The organism is Leadbettera azotonutricia ZAS-9 (assembly GCF_000214355.1).
Classification (GTDB): Bacteria; Spirochaetota; Spirochaetia; order Treponematales; family Breznakiellaceae; genus Leadbettera; species Leadbettera azotonutricia.
This window is the reverse complement of sequence record NC_015577.1, coordinates 3,654,037-3,673,682: the sequence shown is the minus strand read 5'-3', so window position 1 is coordinate 3,673,682 and position 19,646 is coordinate 3,654,037. Positions and strand designations below refer to the sequence as shown.

16 protein-coding genes are annotated in these 19,646 nt (G+C 47.0%); 4 read left to right on the top strand and 12 right to left on the bottom strand.

Translation table 11 applies throughout. From position 1 onward, the window contains the following. The first annotated feature begins 22 nt into the window (after positions 1 to 22). On the top strand, positions 23 to 1,300 hold the full coding sequence (locus TREAZ_RS16230; protein ID WP_015712990.1) for an FAD-dependent oxidoreductase: 1,278 nt from the start codon (positions 23 to 25) through the stop codon (positions 1,298 to 1,300). A gap of 3 nt (positions 1,301 to 1,303) precedes the next feature. On the opposite strand, the gene TREAZ_RS16225 is transcribed toward TREAZ_RS16230, so the two are convergent. From TREAZ_RS16225 to purM, 7 genes are all read right to left on the bottom strand, one after another. Continuing rightward, positions 1,304 to 2,674 (bottom strand): transporter permease, encoded by a 1,371-nt coding sequence (locus tag TREAZ_RS16225; protein ID WP_015712989.1) that lies wholly within the window; start codon positions 2,672 to 2,674, stop codon positions 1,304 to 1,306. Between the two features lie 114 nt (positions 2,675 to 2,788). Then, a complete protein-coding gene (locus tag TREAZ_RS16220) occupies positions 2,789 to 3,775 on the bottom strand; it encodes a radical SAM protein (protein WP_015712988.1) in 987 nt (328 codons plus the stop codon). Beyond that, positions 3,768 to 5,093 (bottom strand): hemolysin family protein, encoded by a 1,326-nt coding sequence (locus TREAZ_RS16215; RefSeq protein ID WP_015712987.1) that lies wholly within the window; start codon positions 5,091 to 5,093, stop codon positions 3,768 to 3,770. Before TREAZ_RS16215 ends, TREAZ_RS16220 begins: the two co-directional genes overlap by 8 nt. Then, complete coding sequence (gene purD, locus TREAZ_RS16210) at positions 5,086 to 6,411, bottom strand: phosphoribosylamine--glycine ligase (protein ID WP_015712986.1); 1,326 nt, start codon at positions 6,409 to 6,411, stop codon at positions 5,086 to 5,088. The genes TREAZ_RS16215 and purD overlap by 8 nt, the downstream gene beginning before the upstream one ends. A gap of 42 nt (positions 6,412 to 6,453) precedes the next feature. Then, positions 6,454 to 8,100, bottom strand: a complete 1,647-nt coding sequence (gene purH, locus TREAZ_RS16205; RefSeq protein ID WP_015712985.1) for a bifunctional phosphoribosylaminoimidazolecarboxamide formyltransferase/IMP cyclohydrolase — start codon at positions 8,098 to 8,100, stop codon at positions 6,454 to 6,456. Continuing rightward, positions 8,097 to 8,717: a phosphoribosylglycinamide formyltransferase gene (gene purN, locus TREAZ_RS16200; protein WP_015712984.1), complete on the bottom strand. Its 621-nt coding sequence runs from the start codon at positions 8,715 to 8,717 to the stop codon at positions 8,097 to 8,099. The genes purH and purN overlap by 4 nt, the downstream gene beginning before the upstream one ends. A 42-nt stretch (positions 8,718 to 8,759) precedes the next feature. Beyond that, positions 8,760 to 9,878, bottom strand: a complete 1,119-nt coding sequence (gene purM / locus TREAZ_RS16195; RefSeq protein WP_015712983.1) for a phosphoribosylformylglycinamidine cyclo-ligase — start codon at positions 9,876 to 9,878, stop codon at positions 8,760 to 8,762. Between the two features lie 46 nt (positions 9,879 to 9,924). Between purM and TREAZ_RS16190 the strand changes: the two genes are divergently transcribed. Further along, positions 9,925 to 10,773: a Cof-type HAD-IIB family hydrolase gene (locus TREAZ_RS16190; protein ID WP_015712982.1), complete on the top strand. Its 849-nt coding sequence runs from the start codon at positions 9,925 to 9,927 to the stop codon at positions 10,771 to 10,773. On the opposite strand, the gene TREAZ_RS16185 is transcribed toward TREAZ_RS16190, so the two are convergent. From TREAZ_RS16185 to TREAZ_RS16165, 5 genes are all read right to left on the bottom strand, one after another. After that, positions 10,770 to 11,615 (bottom strand): carbohydrate ABC transporter permease, encoded by an 846-nt coding sequence (locus TREAZ_RS16185; RefSeq protein WP_015712981.1) that lies wholly within the window; start codon positions 11,613 to 11,615, stop codon positions 10,770 to 10,772. The genes TREAZ_RS16190 and TREAZ_RS16185 overlap by 4 nt on opposite strands. An 11-nt stretch (positions 11,616 to 11,626) precedes the next feature. Beyond that, positions 11,627 to 12,517 (bottom strand): carbohydrate ABC transporter permease, encoded by an 891-nt coding sequence (locus TREAZ_RS16180; RefSeq protein ID WP_015712980.1) that lies wholly within the window; start codon positions 12,515 to 12,517, stop codon positions 11,627 to 11,629. 80 nt (positions 12,518 to 12,597) lie between these two features. Continuing rightward, positions 12,598 to 13,944 (bottom strand): ABC transporter substrate-binding protein, encoded by a 1,347-nt coding sequence (locus TREAZ_RS16175; RefSeq protein ID WP_015712979.1) that lies wholly within the window; start codon positions 13,942 to 13,944, stop codon positions 12,598 to 12,600. 45 nt (positions 13,945 to 13,989) lie between these two features. After that, the gene (locus TREAZ_RS16170; RefSeq protein ID WP_148257839.1) at positions 13,990 to 16,020 is read right to left on the bottom strand and encodes a hypothetical protein; all 2,031 of its coding nucleotides are present in this window, start codon (positions 16,018 to 16,020) and stop codon (positions 13,990 to 13,992) included. Beyond that, positions 16,014 to 17,309: an AGE family epimerase/isomerase gene (locus tag TREAZ_RS16165; RefSeq protein WP_245535054.1), complete on the bottom strand. Its 1,296-nt coding sequence runs from the start codon at positions 17,307 to 17,309 to the stop codon at positions 16,014 to 16,016. The genes TREAZ_RS16170 and TREAZ_RS16165 overlap by 7 nt, the downstream gene beginning before the upstream one ends. Before the next feature lie 284 nt (positions 17,310 to 17,593). Between TREAZ_RS16165 and TREAZ_RS16160 the strand changes: the two genes are divergently transcribed. Next, positions 17,594 to 18,616 carry a LacI family DNA-binding transcriptional regulator gene (locus TREAZ_RS16160; protein WP_015712976.1) on the top strand — a complete coding sequence of 341 codons (1,023 nt, stop codon included), beginning with the start codon at positions 17,594 to 17,596 and terminating at the stop codon, positions 18,614 to 18,616. A gap of 468 nt (positions 18,617 to 19,084) precedes the next feature. Next, on the top strand, positions 19,085 to 19,456 hold the full coding sequence (locus TREAZ_RS16155; RefSeq protein ID WP_083820331.1) for an ATP-binding protein: 372 nt from the start codon (positions 19,085 to 19,087) through the stop codon (positions 19,454 to 19,456). Positions 19,457 to 19,646 lie beyond the last annotated feature (190 nt).

The window sequence follows — 19,646 nt, the reverse complement described above, 5'->3', positions numbered from 1 at the left end:
ACGCGGTACAGGAGAAGATGACATGGCTGGATATATTGCGGTAATTGGCGGCGGATGGGCGGGGTGTTCGGCTGCCCTTGCGGCGTCGAAAACCGGCGTGCAAGTTATGCTGATGGAGCGGACGGACATGCTCCTGGGTACGGGTCTTGTCGGCGGCATTATGAGGAACAACGGACGCTACACGGCCGCCGAGGAATGCATAGCCCTGGGGGGCGGCGATATTTTTAAGGCCATAGACGCCTGCGCCAGGCATAAAAATGTTGAGTTTCCGGGCCACAGCCATGCGATCCTTTACGACATTGCGAAAACCCCTACAGCCATCGAAAAATTGCTCGTTGACGCCGGTGTCGAGATCATTTACCGGGCACGCATCAACGACGTGATGAACAGCACCGGAACCCACATCGAAAGCATAACCGACGATGCTGGCATTGATTACGGCGCCGATGTTTTTATCGATACCACGGGCACTGCGGGGCCCATGAACAACTGCGTCAAATATGGCAACGGCTGTTCCATGTGCATACTGCGCTGTCCGGCCTTCGGCGGCAGGGTGAGTATAGCCGGTCTTGCGGGTGTGAGCGAAATTAAAGGCGAAGGCAAAGACGGCGGTTTTGGCGCCATGAGCGGTTCCTGTAAACTCTATAAAGAGTCGCTGTCGCCGGAAATTGTGAAGCGTCTGGAAAAAGACGGCGTTGCGGTGATCCCCATCCCAAAGGAATTAATAGAAGATCATCTGGATGTCAAAGCCTGCCAGCAATACAACCTCCCCGAATACAAAGATAACATCGTACTCCTTGATACAGGCCACGCCAAACTAATGACGCCTTTTTTCAAGCTCTCGACTTTACGAAAAATCAAGGGATTTGAAAACGCCCGCTATGAAGATCCCTACGCCGGCGGAAAAGGAAATTCCATGCGCTACTTCGATATTGCCCCCAGGGATGATGCCCTGCAAGTGACGGGCATCGACAATCTTTTCTGCGCCGGCGAGAAGGCAGGCCTCCTCGTGGGCCATACCGAAGCCATCGTCACCGGAACCCTGGCAGGCTACAATGCCGCACGGATGATCAAAGGCAGAAAACCTGTCGCCCTTCCTTCTTCAACAGTCATAGGGGATGCCATCACCTTTGTGCGCGAAAAGATGGCGAGCCCGGGCGGCCTTGGAAAAAAATATACCTTCTCGGGATCAATCCTTTTTGAGCGGATGAAAGAAAAGGGAAGCTATACGACGGATACAAAAAAAATCGCATCGAATATAGCTTCCCTTGGACTTACAGATTTTTTCCTTAAAGAATAATTCCTAAAGAATAATCACCGTAACGATTATCGCCGCGAGGATTCCGAAGGCTACGGGAATAAGATTCCTGCGGGCAAGATCCGCAGCTTTGACATTGCAAATTGAAGCCACAGGAATAACGCCCCAGGGAATAATTGTACCGCCGCCGACCCAGATAGTAACGACCTGGCCCAAGGCCGCAAGGTATGCGGTGCTTAATCCGGTGTTCATGCTGAATGTCTTTGCCACAGCGCCAACAATGGGGAGGCCCGAGAAGCCCGACCCGTCAAGGCCGGTGATAATTGCCACCAGGGCTTCTATCAGCACCAGGGGCAGCTTGAATACTGTGTCGGTATTGGAAAGCGCATTGCCCACGTCGCCCAGGATATTCGGCGCCCCTTCGCCCAAAACCTTCGCGGCGATTTCACCGTTGCCCAAAAAGAAGAACGCCGCAATAATAACCACCGGAGCGAAAATTTTGAGGGCGAATTGAAAACCCTGGACAATATAATCGGCAATTTCCTCAAGGTTATTAAGAAAATCGCCTTTAAAGATCATGATGATGCTCAAAACAAGCAGGGACGTACCGCCTACCAATGCTGTTGCGTCGCCGCCGCGGAGGTCAAAGATCAGCATGAGGATGATGTCGGTCACAAAAGAAAGCGGCGTCAGTACCGCGATAAAGATGGAAAAGGGCGTCGCCTTTTTCAGCGCCGGTACATTCGTGTTTGCATCGCTCTGCACGGCATCGCTTCCGGTCTTTTCTTTACGCATATCCCTCTGGAACATAATATAGGATACGATAATGACCACAACGCTCATGGTGAGCCAAACCGGGATAGTAGCGGAAAGAAATTCCCTGATGGGAACGCCTGCTGCCTGGGCAGTGATATTCGGGGCGCCCTGAATGAAGAAGTCCCCCGAAAGCCCGATGCCGTGGCCGAATATGTTCATTGACACGGCGACCCAGATAGAAGGCAGGCCCGCTTTGAGGGCCACCGGCAGCAGCAGAGCGCCAATGAGGGCCACTGCGGGAGAAGGCCAGAGGAACCACGAAAAAATCAGCATCGCGGCCCCTACAATAAAGAAAGCGGTTTTCTTGCCCCGAATCAACGCTTTGAGGGGCCGAATCATCAGCTCGTCGGAACCAAGCTGCGCAAGCCCCTTCGACAGGGTCGTAATAAGCGCAATGACGACGATGATCCCCAAAAGTTCTGTGGCCGAGACAATGATGCTGTTGTACATGATCCCGATGGCGGAAATCACGTTTTTGCTGTACGCCAGCCCTACCAGAAAAATGCCAATGATACAGGGAAGCACGATTTCTTTTTTTAGAAGCAAAACGACCAAGACAAGCAGCGCTATACCAAGATAAACAAAATGAACGAGGCCCATAAATCTCTCCTTTTTAGGGCAAATTTTATGGAAAGTATATCACAAAGATGAAATTCTGCAATTGTCTACTTTTGTATACACTCTATCGCTGGTTTCAACATTTCCACAAAATAACTAATTCCGGTATTTTGTCTCCAGCGCTTCCTGATAATGCTTCGAATCAAGTTCAGGGTATAAGCCGGATTCTGCGAGGTAATGCCGGACATGGAAGCAAAGATTGCATTTTGATGCATAGCCTTCGGTCCGGGGCTTAATACCTGCTTGCAACGCTAATTTCGCAAGGCTGTTTATGCCTCCCTTGTAGAGGGCTTCGAAGGCGGGATATTTGCCATCAGGGATGCCGTTGACCACTTCGGTTAAGGGGATTTTTATTCCCGTGCAGCCGGGGGGAATAAAATTTGCATCCAGGTCTATATGGAAGTGGCCTGTGGAGAGAAGGTTTTTGCAGGGGGATTTGTCTTTTGATAGTAATTCTGCGTCTTTTTTTGGGGTGAATTCGTCTTCGATATTGATAGCCCTTCCGCCGTAGCTTAAACCGTAGAGTTTTGCGGTATTGGGTATGTATTTATCGGACAGCACTTTTTCTATCTCCTCCCGGCTGTGAGGTTTAGAAGCGTCGAGGCGGGAAAGTGCCGGCAGGAATTCCTGCTTCCAGAGGAAATAGCCCATGCCCGATTTTCCGCAAAGTTCAGCAAGCCGCAGGGGGAGGCTGTAGGGAACATATTCGGCATGAAAGGGATCTACGGATATGCAGAGGGCATCTATACCAGCGTCACGGAGACGGTTAATCATTTCGGCGGCTTTTTCATTCTTTGCCCAGAAGGCATTGGTTTCTATATATTCGAGGGATATGCCTGAAGCGGCGAGTTCTTTTACCATCATGAGGAGGCCTTCAAAATCGAGGAAAGGCTCGCCGCCTCCTATGTGGACTGAACGGCAGCCGCCCTTGACGAGGAGGCGGCAGATTTCCCTGGCGGTTTTTTCGTTTATATAACCGTCCTCCCAGCCCGGAGAGCAGCTGTAGAGGCAATGGCGGCAGGCAGCGGTGCATTTATAGTTCACCATGATGCCGCAGTGGCGCAGTGTTCCTGCGTTAAGCATTGGCGTCTTCCTTTATGACAAGGGCCTTTTCGAGGCGGTGCTCCCGGACTTCGAGGATTTTAATTTTAAGCCCGAAGGCGTCAAGCTCCGCTTCGCTGCCGTCTTCGGGAATTTGCCCAAGCAGGCTAAACACAAAACCTGCAAAGGTGTCGTATTTTTCCAGGGGCAGAATGATATCAAGATCCCTGGCAACTTTATCCAATTGGGCAGCCCCGTTTATATACCAGGTGTTGGCTGCGGCAATTGTGATCAAGGGCTGGTCGGGAGGCACGGAACTGTCGTCTTCGAGGTCGCCAACAATCTCTTCCAGAAGATCCGACATGGTAACTATGCCCATCATGCTCCCGTGTTCATCCACAACCACGGTAAAATGATTGCGGTTTTTTTTCATTCTGCGGAAGAGAATATCGGTTTTTACCGTAAGGGGGATGAACCAGGCCTGCCGCAGGGCTTTTGCCAGCACTGTTTCGCGGCTTCTGTCTTTAAGGCTGAGATAATCCCTGGTGTTCAGGATTCCTGTGATATTGTCGGGGTTTTTATCGCATACAGGATAATAGCTGTGGCGATTAGCAATAATAGTGTTTTCCCATTCAGCATCGCTGTCTTCGAGGCGCAGTAATACTGCATCCCTCCGGTGAGTCATCACTTCTCCCGCAGTTTTATTGTCAAATTCAAAAACATTGTGGATTAGCTCTTTTTCACCTTTGGGAATGATACCTTTGGCGCTTCCCATATCTATCATGAGGCGTATTTCTTCCTCTGTAATCCCTGAATCCTCTGTTTTTGGATCTATGCCGATAAGACGCAAAAAGCCATTGGTAGACTTGGTGAGAAGCCATACCAGCGGGGCAAAGGCTTTCGAAATGAAGATAATGAGGCCCGACATGGCAAAGGCGAGGGTATCAGCATTTTTCATAGCTATGCGTTTGGGCGCAAGCTCTCCAAGCACCAGGGTTAAAAATGAAAGTATCAGTGTGATGGCAACAAGTGAAATATGGGCTAAAGTATTGGGTGGTATTGTTACTCCTAATTCAATGAAGGCTTTGGTGAGCCTGCCCGAAAAGTTGTCTGCTGCAAATGCACTGCCAAGAAAGCCTGCCAGGGTAATGCCGACCTGAATGGTGGCAAGGAATTTCGCAGGCTCTCTTGTGAGGGAGAGAAGGCGCTTGGCTTTTTTATTCCCCGACGATGAGAGTTTTTCGAGTTTGTTTTCGTTAAGGGAAATGAGGGCAATTTCGGCACAGGCAAAAACTGCGTTTACAAGAATCAGGAGAAACTGCAGCAGCAAAGGCCATAAGAAAGGTTCTCCCTTATCCATCTTCTCTACCTATATCTTTACGGTAAGCCATGCCCTCAAAATCCACAAATCGCAGGGCCTCGTAAGCCTTTTCCCAGGCCTCATCTGCACTGGCTCCGTTTGCGGAAATCGCCAGAACCCTGCCTCCTGCGGTGCGCAGCCCTGAACCCAGGGGGCCGCCCTGGCCCCGCTGCGCGCCCGCAATAAAGAGCCTGGCCCCGCTTCTGCCAATACCTGTGGGGTTTATGGCTATGGGGTTTCCCTTCGGATAAGCGCCGGGATAACCCTTGGCAACCAATACCGGGGCGCAACAGAATTCTTTTTTCCATTTGAGTAGGAAATCCGCGAGGGTATTGTCGAGTATTACTCTGCAAAGAAGGACCAAATCCGAATCCATAAGGGGAAGGACAGCCTGGGTTTCTGGGTCGCCAAGACGTACGTTGTACTCAAGGAGCGAACATTTTCCCTCGTGAACCATGAGGCCGAAGAAAATGAAACCCCGGTAATCCATTTTTTCCTTTTCCATGCCTTTGAGGGTAGGAGCCAGTATGGAGTCGATGAAATCCTTTTCGCATGCGGAACTGAAGTCGGGTACCGGAGCGATGGCGCCCATGCCGCCTGTATTTGGTCCCTGAGCGCCTTCGAAACGGCGTTTATGATCTCTGGCTGAAATGAAAGGCTTGATGACGCCTTTTTTTCCCGGCTTTACGCTTACTGCCGCCAGTATCGAAACTTCTTTTCCCTGAAGGAATTCTTCCAATACTACGCTTTTCCCCGCATCACCCAGAGAGCCGCTTTTCATAAAAGAGGAGAGGCAGTCTTTTGCTTCTGCAAAATTTTCCGCGATGACTACGCCTTTGCCTGCCGCAAGGCCATCGGCTTTGATGACCAGTTTGGGTTTTTTCTTAAAATTATCTTCTGCATAGGCCAGTGCCTTAACGGGATCGGTAAAACTTTTACTTTTGGCCGCTCTGACGCCGTATTTTTCCATGAAAGATTTTGAATAAACTTTGCTTGCTTCAAGCCTGGCGGCTTTTTTATCAGGTCCGATTATAGCGAGCTTTGCCTCCCGGAACTTATCGACGATTCCTGCAGCAAGGGGCGCTTCGGGGCCGACCACGGTGAGGTCGATTTTTTCGGCCTGTACAAATTCCAGGAGAGCTTGCTGGCCTTCTTCTGTTGAAGGATCCGCGGTAAGGGGAAGGTTTTCAGTCTTTTCCTCATCAGCAGTACCGCCGTTTCCCGGGGCGACCCAGATGTGTTTAACCTTTTCAGACTGGGCAAGCTTCCACACCATAGCGTGTTCCCGTCCGCCTGAACCAATTACCAATATTTTCATATTATAAACCCCTATTTGTTAACATTTTTACTGCTAACACTTTTAGTGTTTGAAATGCCTGGTTCCGGTGAAAACCATGGCAAGCCCCAGCTTATCGCAGGCTTCGATTGACAGCTTGTCGTTGATGGAACCTCCCGGCTGTATAATGGCCTTGATACCCGCAGCAGCAGCAGCTTCCACGCAGTCGGGGAAGGGGAAGAAGGCGTCCGAGGCCAGGACCCTTGCGCTCCTGCCGTCGCCTTTGCCCGCTTCCTTTGCAGCCTTGATGACGCCTTCGCTCCGGGACAGTGCCTGTCCCAGAGGCCAGATACGGTTGGTCTGGCCCCCGCCTATTCCGGTTGCGGCTAAATCTTTTACTACTACTATGGCGTTGGATTTTACGAATGTTACGGCCCTGATGCCGAAAATGAGATCAGGGATATCCTCAGCAGCGGGGACGGTCTTGGTAACTACTTCCCATTTTTCAAGAAGCCGCCTGTCGGCACTTTGAACCAGAAGACCGCCGTCAATTGCTATGCACTCTTTGGGATCTTTGGGCGCCAGGCGGGCCTTCATGATCCTGAGGTTCTTTTTCTTTTTGAGTATCTCAAGGGCATCCGGATTGAAGTCAGGAGCAACCACGATTTCAAGGAAGAGTTCACCCAGTTTTTCCGCTGTCGCCGCGTCTACCGGAACCGTACTTGCCACGATACCTCCGAAGATGGAAACAGGATCGCAGGCAAAGGTTTTTTCATAGGCTTCAAAAAGACTTGCGCCGAGTGCAATACCGCAGGGAGTATTATGTTTAACTGCCGCACAACAGGCGTTCCCTGCGGCAGCGGGGAGATTGAGGCGTTTCAGATCCTCTGTTCCCGAAGGAGCGGCTCCGGCTGAGGGAAGACCGAAGGCGCAGGCGGCTTTCCACGCGAGGTCAAGATCGCGGATATTGTTGTAACCCAGCTCTTTGCCGTTGAGCTGCTCCATGCCGCCCAGGGCGCCGATGCTATCGGTATTGAGGTAGAGAGCCGCCGACTGATGTCCATTTTCGCCATAACGCAGACTCTGGGCTTTTTTGAGGGAAAGGGGCCAAAACGCAGGGTATTCATCTTCGGGGGCGGCATTTTCTCCCTGAAGGAGATACCTGGCAATGGCGCCGTCATAGGCCGAGGTAAGGTCGAATACTTTTCCTGCGAGCCGTTTTTTGAATAACAGGGAGAGGCCTGCGGGGCCTTCCCCTGACTTGAGGCCATTAATGGTCTCGGCATAGTCTGCGGGATCGGTAAGGACAATGACATCCTGATAATTCTTGGCCGCAGAGCGGAGCATGGTGGGGCCGCCTATGTCGATGAACTCTACGGTTTCTTCAAGGGAAAGGCCGGCCTGGACTTTTTCGAAAAAAGGATAGAGGTTGACACAGACCAGATCGATAGTGGAAAGCCCCAGGGTTTTAAGCGTATCCATGTGAGCAGTAATACTGCGCCGTGCAAGGAGACCCGCGTGTATGGCGGGGTGCAGGGTTTTGACCCTGCCGTCGAGACATTCGGGGAAGCCTGTAACTGACGAAACATCGGTTACGGGGATTTTGTTTTCCTGGAGATGCTTCGACGTGCCTCCGGTCGAAAGGATTTCCCAGCCAGATTCCGCCAGGAACGAAGCCAGTTCAAGAATACCGTCCTTGTTGAATACACTGATGAGCGCCCGCCTTTTCATATAATCCCCCATGATTTATTTTCAAAACGTTTTACCATCAGGGCCGCAGCCTCGACGATGGCTATATGTTCTTCGTGATGAATGCGTTCTGCGAGGCTATCGGCTGTGTCGCCGGGAAGTACCGGAACTTTCCGCTGAAGCAATATGGGCCCGGTGTCTGTTCCTGCATCTACGAGGTGCACTGTACAACCCGATTCTTTTTCCCCCGCTGCAATCACCGCCTGATGTACTCTTTCCCCGTACATGCCGAGTCCGCCGAATTTGGGCAGCAGCGCAGGGTGGAGATTTATCATCCTCCCCGCATAGGCTTCTATAATATCCCCCTTGAGAATCGAAAGAAAGCCTGCGTATATGACAAGATCGATGGCACAGGCTTTACAGATTTTAAGTATACGGTTTGAAAGTTCAAGGCGGCGTTCATCTTTAGCCAGGTTATGGTTTGGAACTTCCGTGAAAACAGGGATACCCGCAAGCTTTGCCCGTTCGAGGGCATAGACGCCGGCGCGGTCGGATAAAACCGCGACAATGCTGCCAGGGCCAAGCTTTCCGGCTTTGGCAGCATCGATCAGGGCCTGGAGATTACTGCCGTTCCCCGATACCAGAACCAGGATATTCACTTTTGCCCGCCCGGTGAAACTTTGCCGGAATTGCCGGGTTTGTTATTCAAACCTGACTTCCCCTTTTCCTACGGCGGCCTTGCCGATTTCCCAGCAGGGGAAGCCCTTACTTTCGAGGAAAGAAGCGGCTTTGGAAACTTGCTCCGGGGCAAGGGCAATGACAAAGCCTATGCCCATGTTATAAGTGTTGAACATCAATTTTTTTATTGCGGCATCGTTACGGAGAAGATCTTCCCCGGCCTTTTGGGCGGAAGCGCCTATCTCTTTTCGGCCTGCGGCTCCTGCGGCTATTCTTGCGAAAATGGGGGGGACTTTCCAGCCGCCCCTGTAAGAGGGCGCCAGGGGATCGCGGATCACCGCATCGAAGGCGAATCCGCCTGAGGGCGCCTGGGGGAACATGCGGGGGACATTTTCGTAGAAGCCGCCGCCGGTGATATTGGCCATGCCGCGTATTTCAACTTCGTTCATAAGGGCAAGAATGGGTTTGACATAAAGCCTTGTCGGTTCAAGGAGGGCAAGGCCGATGGGCATGCCGCCGAAATCTTCGTTCAAGTCGGGGACAGCTTTGCGGATAAGGCTGAAACCGTTGGAGTGGGGGCCTGAAGATGCGAGGCCAAGGAGCACATCGTTTTCATTTATTTTTTTGCCGTCTATGATTTTTTTACGATCTGCGATACCCACGGCAAAGCCCGCGATGTCGTATTTGCCTTCGTCGTAGAAGCCGGGCATTTCGGCGGTTTCGCCTCCCAGGAGAACTGAGCCTGTTTCGCGGCAGCCTGTGGCTACACCCTTGACCATATCGGCGGCTATGTCCGCATCGAGTTTTCCACAGGCCAGGTAGTCCAAAAAGAAGAGGGGCTTTGCGCCGTGGCAGAGTACATCGTTGACACACATGGCTACGCAGTCAATGCCTACGGTATCATATTTTTTCATTTTAAAAGCTATGTCGAGTTTTGTTCCGACCCCGTCAGTGCCTGAAACAAGCACCGGGTCCTCCATGCCTTCGCCTGCCCGCAAAAATTCTTTTAACGAAAACATACCGGCAAAACTGCCTATGCTGTTCAGCACTGCGCTTGAGGCCGTGGCGGCCGCAAGTTCCCGGTACTGGGCGACAGCACGGTAACCTTCTTCAATATCAACGCCCGCTTGTTTATAATCCATACTTAATTATAATATATATTTCATATTAATTTCTACAGGACCAGAGATGGCATGGGTTTTAGGCGGCAAACATTTCGGCAGCTACACTTTTGAACATTGGTTTGATGAAGAACCATCAAAAGAAGATCCCTCTGTAAAAATGATTGCTATGGATCTGGATGGCACCCTGCTGAACAAAGATAAAAAAATTACCCCCTATACCCTCTCGATTCTTGAAAAATGCAGAAAAAAGGGCATTAAAATCGCCCTGGCCACTGCCCGTTCGGAAAAATCCGCCGAAAGATGCCTTGACCTCGTGAATCCCGATTATGCGATTCTGAACGGCGGCTCTTTGGTCCTGGCAGGGACTGAAATAATTTACAAAAAGAAACTGTCTTCCGAAACTGTTAATGGTATAATTACCGAATTACGGCAAAGTGAAAAAGCCGGGAAAATAACCGTTGAAACCGAGGATACCTATTATGTGAGTTACGATGAACCTGCATGGCATCCTGATTATGACCACGGCGTATATTACGATTTTTCCAAAGGACTCTCAAAAGCGGCCTATAAAATAACCGCTGAAATATTTGACACTAATAGTGCGCTTAGTATCGAAAATAAATTCTTCGAGTGCAGGATGACAGCCTTTACCGGTGAAGGGTGGTACTGCTTTACCCATAAAGAAACAGAAAAATCAGCTGCCCTTGAAATTTTGTCCGGAGCAGTTAAAATCCATCTGTCCGAAATCGCAGCTTTTGGTGATGATTACAACGATTTAAAAATGATTCAAAAATGCGGCAAAGGTATTGCCATGGCAAACGGTGTCGATGCAGTTAAGTTAGCCGCCAATGATATTTGCGGAAGCTGTGATGATGACGGGGTGGCAAGGTGGCTGGAAGCACATGTAATTTAACCCTTTATACCCGTTAATGCAATTCCTTCGACAAAATATTTCTGCAGGAATACATACAATACCAGTATAGGAACAACCGATATCATTGAGCCTGCCATTAATAAATTCCATTCAATGTGGAACTGGCCTTTGAAGAGTTGTAGACCGACTGTTAAGGGTCGTATGGCATCTGAATTGGCAATAACCAGAGGCCAAAGCAAGTTATTCCACTGCCACATAAAACAAAATACTGACAGGGTTGCTAAAGCCGGCTTTGAAAGGGGCATGATTATCGTAGTATAAATCCTGAAATAACCGCATCCGTCAATAACGGCAGATTCATCCAGCGATTTTGGGATACCCATAAAGAACTGCCTGAGCAGAAAGGTTCCCCACGCACTGAAGATACCCGGCATAATTATTCCTGCAAAAGTATTTATCCAGCCGAAAGATTTCATCAGCAAGTAAAGAGGAATAAGTGTAACCTGGATAGGTATCATCATGGTAGCAAGATAAAGGAGAAAAAGGGCATTACGACCGCGGAACTCTAGGCGGGCAAAAGCGAAGCCTGCAAGTGAGCAGGTTATAATTTGACCTACAGTTGTAAAAATAGTGATAATTACAGAATTACGGAAATATAGATCCAATTTTGCCAATTTCCAGGCTTCAGTATAGTTTTCCAACAAAAAAGGTTTTGGTATCCATTGAGGAGGAAACACGAGTACCTGCCCCATCTCTTTAAATGAAGTGGATAACATCCAGAGGAAGGGTACAATCATCAATACTGCAATCAATGTCATAAATACATAAAAGAACGCATCAATAGAGATTCTTTTTAGTAACTGCTGCCCTTTATGTGTCATAGCGTATTTCCTCATTGTACATCAGACTGCACCCAATTTTTCTGCAGCCTGAATTGTATTACTGTAAAAATGAATATCATTGTAAATAAAATCATTGAAAGCGAACAAGCATAGCCCATTCTGAAATGATTGAAACTTTCCTCATAAATGTAGGTAACAATAGTATTTGTTGAATTCAACGGACCGCCTCCGGTCAAGGTAAATACTATTTCAAATATCTGGAAAGAATCTATGACAGAGGTGATTAAAATAAAAAAGGTTGTCGGAGAAAGCATGGGCAGGGTAATTTTAAAAAACCGAAGCACAGGCCCGGCACCGTCAATTTCTGCCGCCTCATATAAAACACGGGATATCCCTTGCAGACCGGCGAGGTAAATGACCATCAATCTTCCGGCATTTTTCCACAAATTGACAATTACTACGCAGAGCATGACGATCCGCCTGTCTGTCAGCCATGCAACTTTTCCAAGTCCAAACAGGCCAAGAAAATAATTCAACAGGCCGAATTCAGTGTTATACATCCATTGGAACACCATGGACGCTGCAACCGCAGAAGTAACCACCGGCAAAAAATACATAAACCGGAATGATATAACTCCTTTTAAGGGCCGGTTAACAAGCATAGCCAGGCCTATGGAGCATACTAAAACCAGGGGTATATACAAAAGTGAAAAATAAATGGTATTCCCAAGAACTTTATAAAATTTTGGATCCTGGGTAAACATTTCAATATAATTGCTCAGGCCGATAAATTTATATTGACCGGCTATATTCCAGCTTGTTAAGCCAAGTCCAAATGATGCAAGAACCGGAAGTACCGCAAATAACATGAACCCCAAAAAATTAGGTGCTATAAAAAGATATCCGGCTAATGATTCCCGCGTGCTTTTCGTCAATACCATTTAAAAGCCCCATAAAACTAAAATATACAAGCGGTAAATTTGCATCTTTTGATGAACTTACCGCTTATTTTCAGATACTGTTAGTTAACTTTTCCCTGAGAAACTTCAGACAAAATCTTATCAATACCGGGCACTATTTCTTTTATAACAGAATCAACATTTTCATTATAGATCATAATCCTGTCCAATGCTGAATTGATATAAGAGTCGTTGTCTCCGCCTATGGCAGCCCAGCGCGCAACAGCATTCGGCCCCTGAGAACGGAGCAGTTCACGCTTTACAATGTTCATATCTGCCTGTTTGGAGGCATTTGCAAAGGCAGGGCTATTCATTACGGATTCCAGAGTCGGCTGGGCAAGGCCTTCTTCGGCAATGATCAGCTGACCTTCTTCAGTAGTGCAGAATTTAACCCAGTCAAAGGCAGCGCTGTTATTTTTGCTTCCCTTGCCTACACCCATACCATTCGGGAATGCAGCAGGTACAATGCCTTTGGGGCCCTTGGGTACAGAAGAAACGCCCCAGTTAAAGGGAAGTGTCGCATAGGGAGGAATCATCCATGCGCCGAAAAGCTGCATGGCTACTTTACCGGTATCAAAGCTGATATTGCTTACCTGGGCGCCGCCGGTTGTATCGGGGATGGGCGCCGATTTATCGGTATGAATAATAGCCTGCATGGTTTTGAAGCTTTCAATCCCCGCAGGAGTTCCGATATCCGTATGGGAACGATCCTGGGAAATAATTTCGACGCCATTGGAGAAGAACCAGGATTGTTCATAAACAATAAGCCTTGTGAAGAAAGTACCATACTGGGTGGTGTTGTTTCCCTGCCTGATGGTCAGCTTTTTGGCATTTTCCCTGAAGGTATTCCAATCCCAGCTTTCATCAGGATATGAGAGGCCTGCCGCATCAAACATATCTTTGTTGTAGAAAAGCAGGGTTACATAGTTCATGGTAGGCAGAGCGAATACCTCATTTGCAGACATAGTAAAGGGTGATTTTACCGGATCTGCAATCTTGTTGTAGGTATTGTTCAGGAAGTCTTTATCATTCTGAATATTACTGTAGATGTTTTCATAGAAGCCGTTTGAATAAAGTCCTGCGCCAAAAAGCTCATTAACCAGCGCTGCATCAGGGGGAGTACCTGCTGCCACCAGGGTATTGAACTTAACGCCAAAGTTATCGCCGGCATTGTCAATATCGACTGTTACGTTCGGATATTTCTGGTGAAATGCATCGGCCAATCTCTGCATGGATCCTGTGCGGGTTGGTTCACCCCACATGAGGTAGGTTATTGTTGTTCCGCCACTCCCTGCCGCGGAACTTGAGGCGGCAGCAGAATCTTTGCCTTTACATCCGCTTGCAAAAAATGCTGTAACCAACAGCATAAACAATACAGCAAGCGCCCATTCTGTCTTTCGTGCTTTCATTCTTATCCTCCTGACTATAATTAATATTTGTTGTACAACAAATATTTAGAACCCAATTGTAATTACCGTTTCTATATCAAGATTATGGACTTCCAGATCACAACCCTCGGCTTTAGCAGTAACACCGCCATGGGGAAAACTGTTAACCGTAACATTCTTTATGGGCTTATCAAATTTAACTTTATAGTTTTTTACCGGTTCAATTTCACGGCTAATGCTATTAAGGTTGTAATTAATAAGATGAAGGTTATAACCGTTTCCAGCATGATGCAGTGCTGTTCCAACTCGTATGTCGGATTCAGCCGTAAAGAAGGAAGTTCCTTTTAAGGCCCAGTCTGTTACTTCGGCAAATTTGGTATATTGGAAACGGTAAGGGAAAAAATCCCTGTCAATACGCCCCAGTGCACGAACCTCATGGGTTTTAGCAAAGGCATCAACTACTTTCTTTTCTTCTTTTGAAAGGAGGTATACATCCGGCAAAAGAAGTTTTTTGTACTTCTTTAATTGCTCGGCAGTTAGCGGCTGCTCATCATTAATGTAAAGTACATTGTAAAGTACATTTTTTTCGCAGAGCCCGCCTGTTACATCAAAAAAGGTACGGAAACCTCCCTCCTTGTTAGGATCGCCATAATTTCCTGTAAAAAATTCAACATCCAGAGCGCTCCGCTGATCGTATACTACCGCCAGATCCGCTGCAGGATCCATTTTAAATAAGCTATCATGGCTGTCGAGCCAGGCGCCCATCTTGCGTTCGGTCTCAAGATTGGGGTAGAAGGAATCTTTTTTGAAATTCATCAGCCAGCCGCCGTAGGATATGGAGATATTAAATCCGTGAACCAGCGGTTCCAGCATAAAAAGGCAATAGGCATCGTTCTTATTGTGATCGATGTCATCTATCAGCTGGAAAATAATCTCATTGGGATCTTCTATAAAGCTCCCCTTCTTGTCATCCATAAAGGAATATCCGAATTTATAAAATGCATCCTGCCTTGTCTTGATACCGCCCTTTTCACCATTGATGGTATCGCAATATTTGCGCAGTCCGTGAGCATGAGGCAGGCAGTTATAGAGATTTGCTGAAACAGGAAGTTCCTTTCCCCGTGTTTTTTTCGAATAGACCTTAACATGGTCATATATCTGACGCATGTCATCTTCCATCCGGAAAAGGTTAAATTTAATAAATTGTTTATACAGGGGGATTTCTATCCGTGCATCAAGCTGCTGGGCTTTTAGATCATCATCGGTGTAGCCTTTTTCTTTGAGATAAGCCCTATAATCAAAAGTATCCAGATTAAGCCCTGCCGCTTCTTCACAGGGGTGATCTTTTAAATACTGCCTGAAACCTTTGATACAGTCCTTACAGAAACAGCCTGAATTGTTCATCACATGCAGCTGAACATCATATTCGTCCAGCAATATACCGCCTGCTCCTGCATCAATCATGATCTCAAGCAGCTTTTTCATATAGGTCATATATGAAGGGTTGTTTGCGCAGGGAGAATAACAGCGGTGATCATGTCCTGGTACCATCAGCCAGCTTGATAAAATTTGCTTATTATCGAGGGTTCTGGCGCTAAATTCCTCAAGGAAGTCCTTTACCTTTTCGCCGTTGGAATTGGTAATTCCATCCGGGAAGAATTTTTCGATGGGATCAAACAGTTTTGGGTAACGGTTGGTCGAAAGTTCCGACATGCCGAGATAGGTTTTGGTTCCCTGCCCAACCAGTTTATTGAGACCGAGAATAGTATCTTCTTCTTTGTTCAGTTCAATGGGGAATTCCCAGAGCTGAGCTTTCCAAAGTACCGCATAGGCGGCTATGTCCCGTTTTTCACATTCCCGGCAAAATTCACTGTCGTTCAAATAACCGTAGAATTTAAAACGGGGCTGGATTTTTTCAAAAGCTTCCTTATATAAATAGGGAACTCCGATAGCGCCGCTGCCAAGGCAGGACCAAAGCAGCAAATTTCCGTGCATGCTTACTATATCATCGACCTGCTGCAAACGCTTGCTCATCATACTGGGATGGTAGTTCCAATCCTCCCTAAACCAGCACATGTAATGCATACCTCTTACCATGTTTTTCCTCCATTCTCAATTTTTTCAGCAATACTGATACATTCAGCCAATGCCCGTCCTGTATGATAAATTCCTTTCCAGGGATTTCCTATGGTGGGGATGATCGATTCACCCTTCCTTGCCAAGAGCTGCCTGGATTCTCCAAAGGGTTCAATTAAGAAATGCTTTTTGATAAATTCCCAGGTATTCTCACAGTGCTTAAGGTAATCTTCCTTGCCAAAGCGGAAATATCCGTTTAGGTAACCTGTCATTGCCTCAAAATTTTGCCACCATTCCTTATCTGTGACCAATGCAGGACTGTCAGCAATACCATCCCGGTATATGCCGCCATATTCGTTGTCATAGCCGTATTTAATTGAATGATCCAGAAACCGGCTCATAATTTCTGAATCTTTACCGGGATTCGTTCCAAGAGCATCATAAGCAACGGCAAGGAGCCAGCTCAACTCCACATTATGCCCATAGGAAGTTGTGTCTTTGGGCTCGTCAATACGTTCGTTTGTTTCACGTTCTGCATTCCAGGTACGGTAAATATTTATTGCAGGGATTTTTTTAAAAGATATATCAAACTGGTTAAATCCATAGCCCTTTTCCCTGTCGGCCATGCGCAACAGAATGAGATTGATTACTTCAATCAGTTTGCGGCGGTGAATTTCCTTTTGAGTTGCCTTATACAGGGTTGTAAAGGACTCCATAAGGTGCATATGGATATCCAGTGATTTTCGATCTCCTGCATACATGCCGTTTCCGGCCAAAGACCAATCCATCTGCATATTCTCATAATATCCGCCATAAAGGGTATCAGCTGCGTAAATTTGCATCGCATTAAAGGTTTTTTCCGCATATTCCCTGGCTTCTGGGTCTCCAAACTGTAGCGCATATTCACTTAAGGCATATATAGCGAAACTTTGAGCATAACTTAGCTTTCCCGGGTCGGTACAAACTCCGGCCTTGGTAGTACTCCAGAAGAATCCGCCGAATTCCTTGTCCCAAAAATTTTTGATTAAAAATTGATAACCCTGCCTCGCAGCGTTTTCGATACGGGCGGCGTCTTTGGGGTCCACATATTTCCTCAATGCAGAAAAACCCCAAAGCATACGGGCTTGGGTGACTATAAATTTAGGTTCATCGGGAGAAACGATACCTTTTTCGTCAATTGAGGTTAGGTACCCTCCCCATTCTGTATCTATGCTGCGATTGAGCCAAAAGGGAATCATCTTATCCCGCAGTACTTGAGCCATTTCGTTCCGTAACTGCCTCAAAGGCTCTGTCATTTTCCCGTTCATCATATATTCCGCCCATCAATTGAATTGTTTCAAATTATAAAATTTACTATAATATGGTTATTTTTGCCATTTATTATTCATTTTTGACTGTTTTTACCAAAAAACCTCCTTGACACCCTATTGTTAATTCCATTATAATTGAAACGTTTCATATTGTCAACAAGAATTTTTTAAAATTCGAAAAAAAATGACAAATTATGATACTTTTTATAGCGGGCTGTGATATATTAGTGTTAAAATGAAAAGATATGTCGCTGAATCGGTTCAAATTTTAGTCAGGAATATTTATGCCGGTAATTACAATTAAAGATGTGGCAAAAACAGCCCAGGTTTCCATTGGTACTGCCTCCATGGCCCTTAACGGCAAGACAATCGTTAATAAGCAGACTAAAGAAAAGGTACTGGCTGCTGCCAAGGAATTGGGCTATCTTCCTAATAAGTACGCCCGCCTGCTGAACAGCAAACAAACCTACGTTATCGGACTTAGTATTACCGATATCACCAATCCCTTTTTTGGTGTTATTATTGACTTTATTCAGGAAGAACTCGCAAAAGATAATTACGATATTATGCTGGGTATAACCAAGGGTAGCACAACCAAAGAACAGCAGGTTATCAATAAGTTTATAGAAATGCAGGTGGATGGGGTTATTATAGTGCCTTCCCATAAGCATATTTCCAGTACTGTTCATCTGCAGAATCTAAAAAACAGAAATATCCCTTTTTGTTTTATAACTACCTATTATGTCAATGTACCTGCTCCCTGTGTTATGACCGATCTGAGTGAAGGTTCTTATCAGCTTACTAAATATCTTCTTAGGACAGGACATAAAAAGATCGTATATATTGTAGCTAACAGATCTATGCCTGTTTCCAATCTCCGTGTTGAGGGTTATCTGAATGCATACCGGGAAGCAGGTATCCATTTTTCCCAGGATTGGATTGTGATAAGTGAACCTACCTATGACGGCGGGTATGATTCAACTAATAAAATACTGGCAAAAGGCTGCCCCGACGCTATTCTGGCCATGAACGATATCATGGCTATGGGGGTACTTAAACATTTAAAGGAAAATAACCTACAGGTTCCGGACAGTATATCCGTAGCAGGATATGACGATTTGCTCTATGCTTCCCTGCTGGAAACTACTCTGACCACTGTTCAGCAGCCTGTACGTCAAATGTGCCAGAAGGCCTGTGAAGTAATCCTCCATAAGATAAACCAGCCTGATGATATAAACGAAAAAATATTACTTCGACCTCAGCTTATTATACGGGGATCAACGGCAGAACGGAATGGAGGCACCTAGCCAGGGCTCCTGTCTTTACTTTTAAGCACTGATAGAAGGGCCGATATATCCATTGGAGAGGAACATGGATATAGGGTTATTGAAAGAGAAGGTAGGGGAGATAGAAGATCCAAGACGGCCATGGGGGAATGGACAGCTCCGTTTCCTGAGGGAATTGCCTAGGTAGCTCAATATGGGAATAGCGTAAAGGCCCATGGGGTCTATATGTCTGTACACCAGCTTATCCCCTGCGAGCGGGTAAGTGAGCATTTTGAAAGTCAGCTGCATCAGCCGGTCAGCACCAGAAGTAGTAAATCATAGGTTCGATGTAATTTCAAAGAGGAAGCATCTAGGTTGCTTGAAGGATTTGAGCGATGGCTGACCTGCCGGTCCGGTGTAAGTGATCCAGCAGTCCGGCCAAAAATGATCCACCTATACGGAGAGTGATCCGCAAGCAAAAACGACCATCCTAAAATATGACCTGCGTCCATAGGACGTAGTTTCTATTCCGTGAAGCACATCCGCTTGCCTGAATTGCTGGATGACCTTGCCGTTGCGCGGGGCGAAGGGGTGTTTCCCAAAATAATACAGGTTTATAAAAAAAACGACCTGCTCATTCTGGACAAATGGCTGTTGACCCCCCTTTCTGAAACTGAAAGCCGGGACCTTCTTGAAGTAGTTGAGTCCCGCTGTTCCAATAATTCCACCATATTCACAAGCCAGGTAGAACCAGGCGGCTGGCATGGAAAGATTGGCTCTGTTCCCATTGCTGACGCTATTCTCGACCGGACAGTTCATAATTCTTATACCGTCAATATCCGGGGAGAAAAATCTATGCGTAAACGCAAGAGTGTCATTTAATAATTCGCGATTTAAAATGGTCTCCGGGGTGGATCTCATCCCGGAGACCTGGATCATCTTTTTCCGTGCTCGTGGATCACATGGACCGGACTGTTGGGTCATTTCGACCGTAGTTTACATGATGAGACCGAAATAAACATCGCCTCGAAATGGGTATGGCTGCATAGTGCGTCAAGCAATTTATATACCC

What these genes read in the sequence shown, in the direction of transcription:
- TREAZ_RS16230 (WP_015712990.1), top strand. Translation starts at nt 23, where the DNA reads ATGGCTGGATATATTGCGGTAATTGGCGGCGGATGGGCGGGGTGTTCG.
- TREAZ_RS16225 (WP_015712989.1), bottom strand. Translation starts at nt 2,674, where the DNA reads ATGGGCCTCGTTCATTTTGTTTATCTTGGTATAGCGCTGCTTGTCTTG.
- TREAZ_RS16220 (WP_015712988.1), bottom strand. Translation starts at nt 3,775, where the DNA reads ATGCTTAACGCAGGAACACTGCGCCACTGCGGCATCATGGTGAACTAT.
- TREAZ_RS16215 (WP_015712987.1), bottom strand. Translation starts at nt 5,093, where the DNA reads ATGGATAAGGGAGAACCTTTCTTATGGCCTTTGCTGCTGCAGTTTCTC.
- purD (WP_015712986.1), bottom strand. Translation starts at nt 6,411, where the DNA reads ATGAAAATATTGGTAATTGGTTCAGGCGGACGGGAACACGCTATGGTG.
- purH (WP_015712985.1), bottom strand. Translation starts at nt 8,100, where the DNA reads ATGAAAAGGCGGGCGCTCATCAGTGTATTCAACAAGGACGGTATTCTT.
- purM (WP_015712983.1), bottom strand. Translation starts at nt 9,878, where the DNA reads ATGGATTATAAACAAGCGGGCGTTGATATTGAAGAAGGTTACCGTGCT.
- TREAZ_RS16190 (WP_015712982.1), top strand. Translation starts at nt 9,925, where the DNA reads ATGGCATGGGTTTTAGGCGGCAAACATTTCGGCAGCTACACTTTTGAA.
- TREAZ_RS16185 (WP_015712981.1), bottom strand. Translation starts at nt 11,615, where the DNA reads ATGACACATAAAGGGCAGCAGTTACTAAAAAGAATCTCTATTGATGCG.
- TREAZ_RS16180 (WP_015712980.1), bottom strand. Translation starts at nt 12,517, where the DNA reads ATGGTATTGACGAAAAGCACGCGGGAATCATTAGCCGGATATCTTTTT.
- TREAZ_RS16175 (WP_015712979.1), bottom strand. Translation starts at nt 13,944, where the DNA reads ATGAAAGCACGAAAGACAGAATGGGCGCTTGCTGTATTGTTTATGCTG.
- TREAZ_RS16170 (WP_148257839.1), bottom strand. Translation starts at nt 16,020, where the DNA reads ATGGTAAGAGGTATGCATTACATGTGCTGGTTTAGGGAGGATTGGAAC.
- TREAZ_RS16165 (WP_245535054.1), bottom strand. Translation starts at nt 17,309, where the DNA reads ATGATGAACGGGAAAATGACAGAGCCTTTGAGGCAGTTACGGAACGAA.
- TREAZ_RS16160 (WP_015712976.1), top strand. Translation starts at nt 17,594, where the DNA reads ATGCCGGTAATTACAATTAAAGATGTGGCAAAAACAGCCCAGGTTTCC.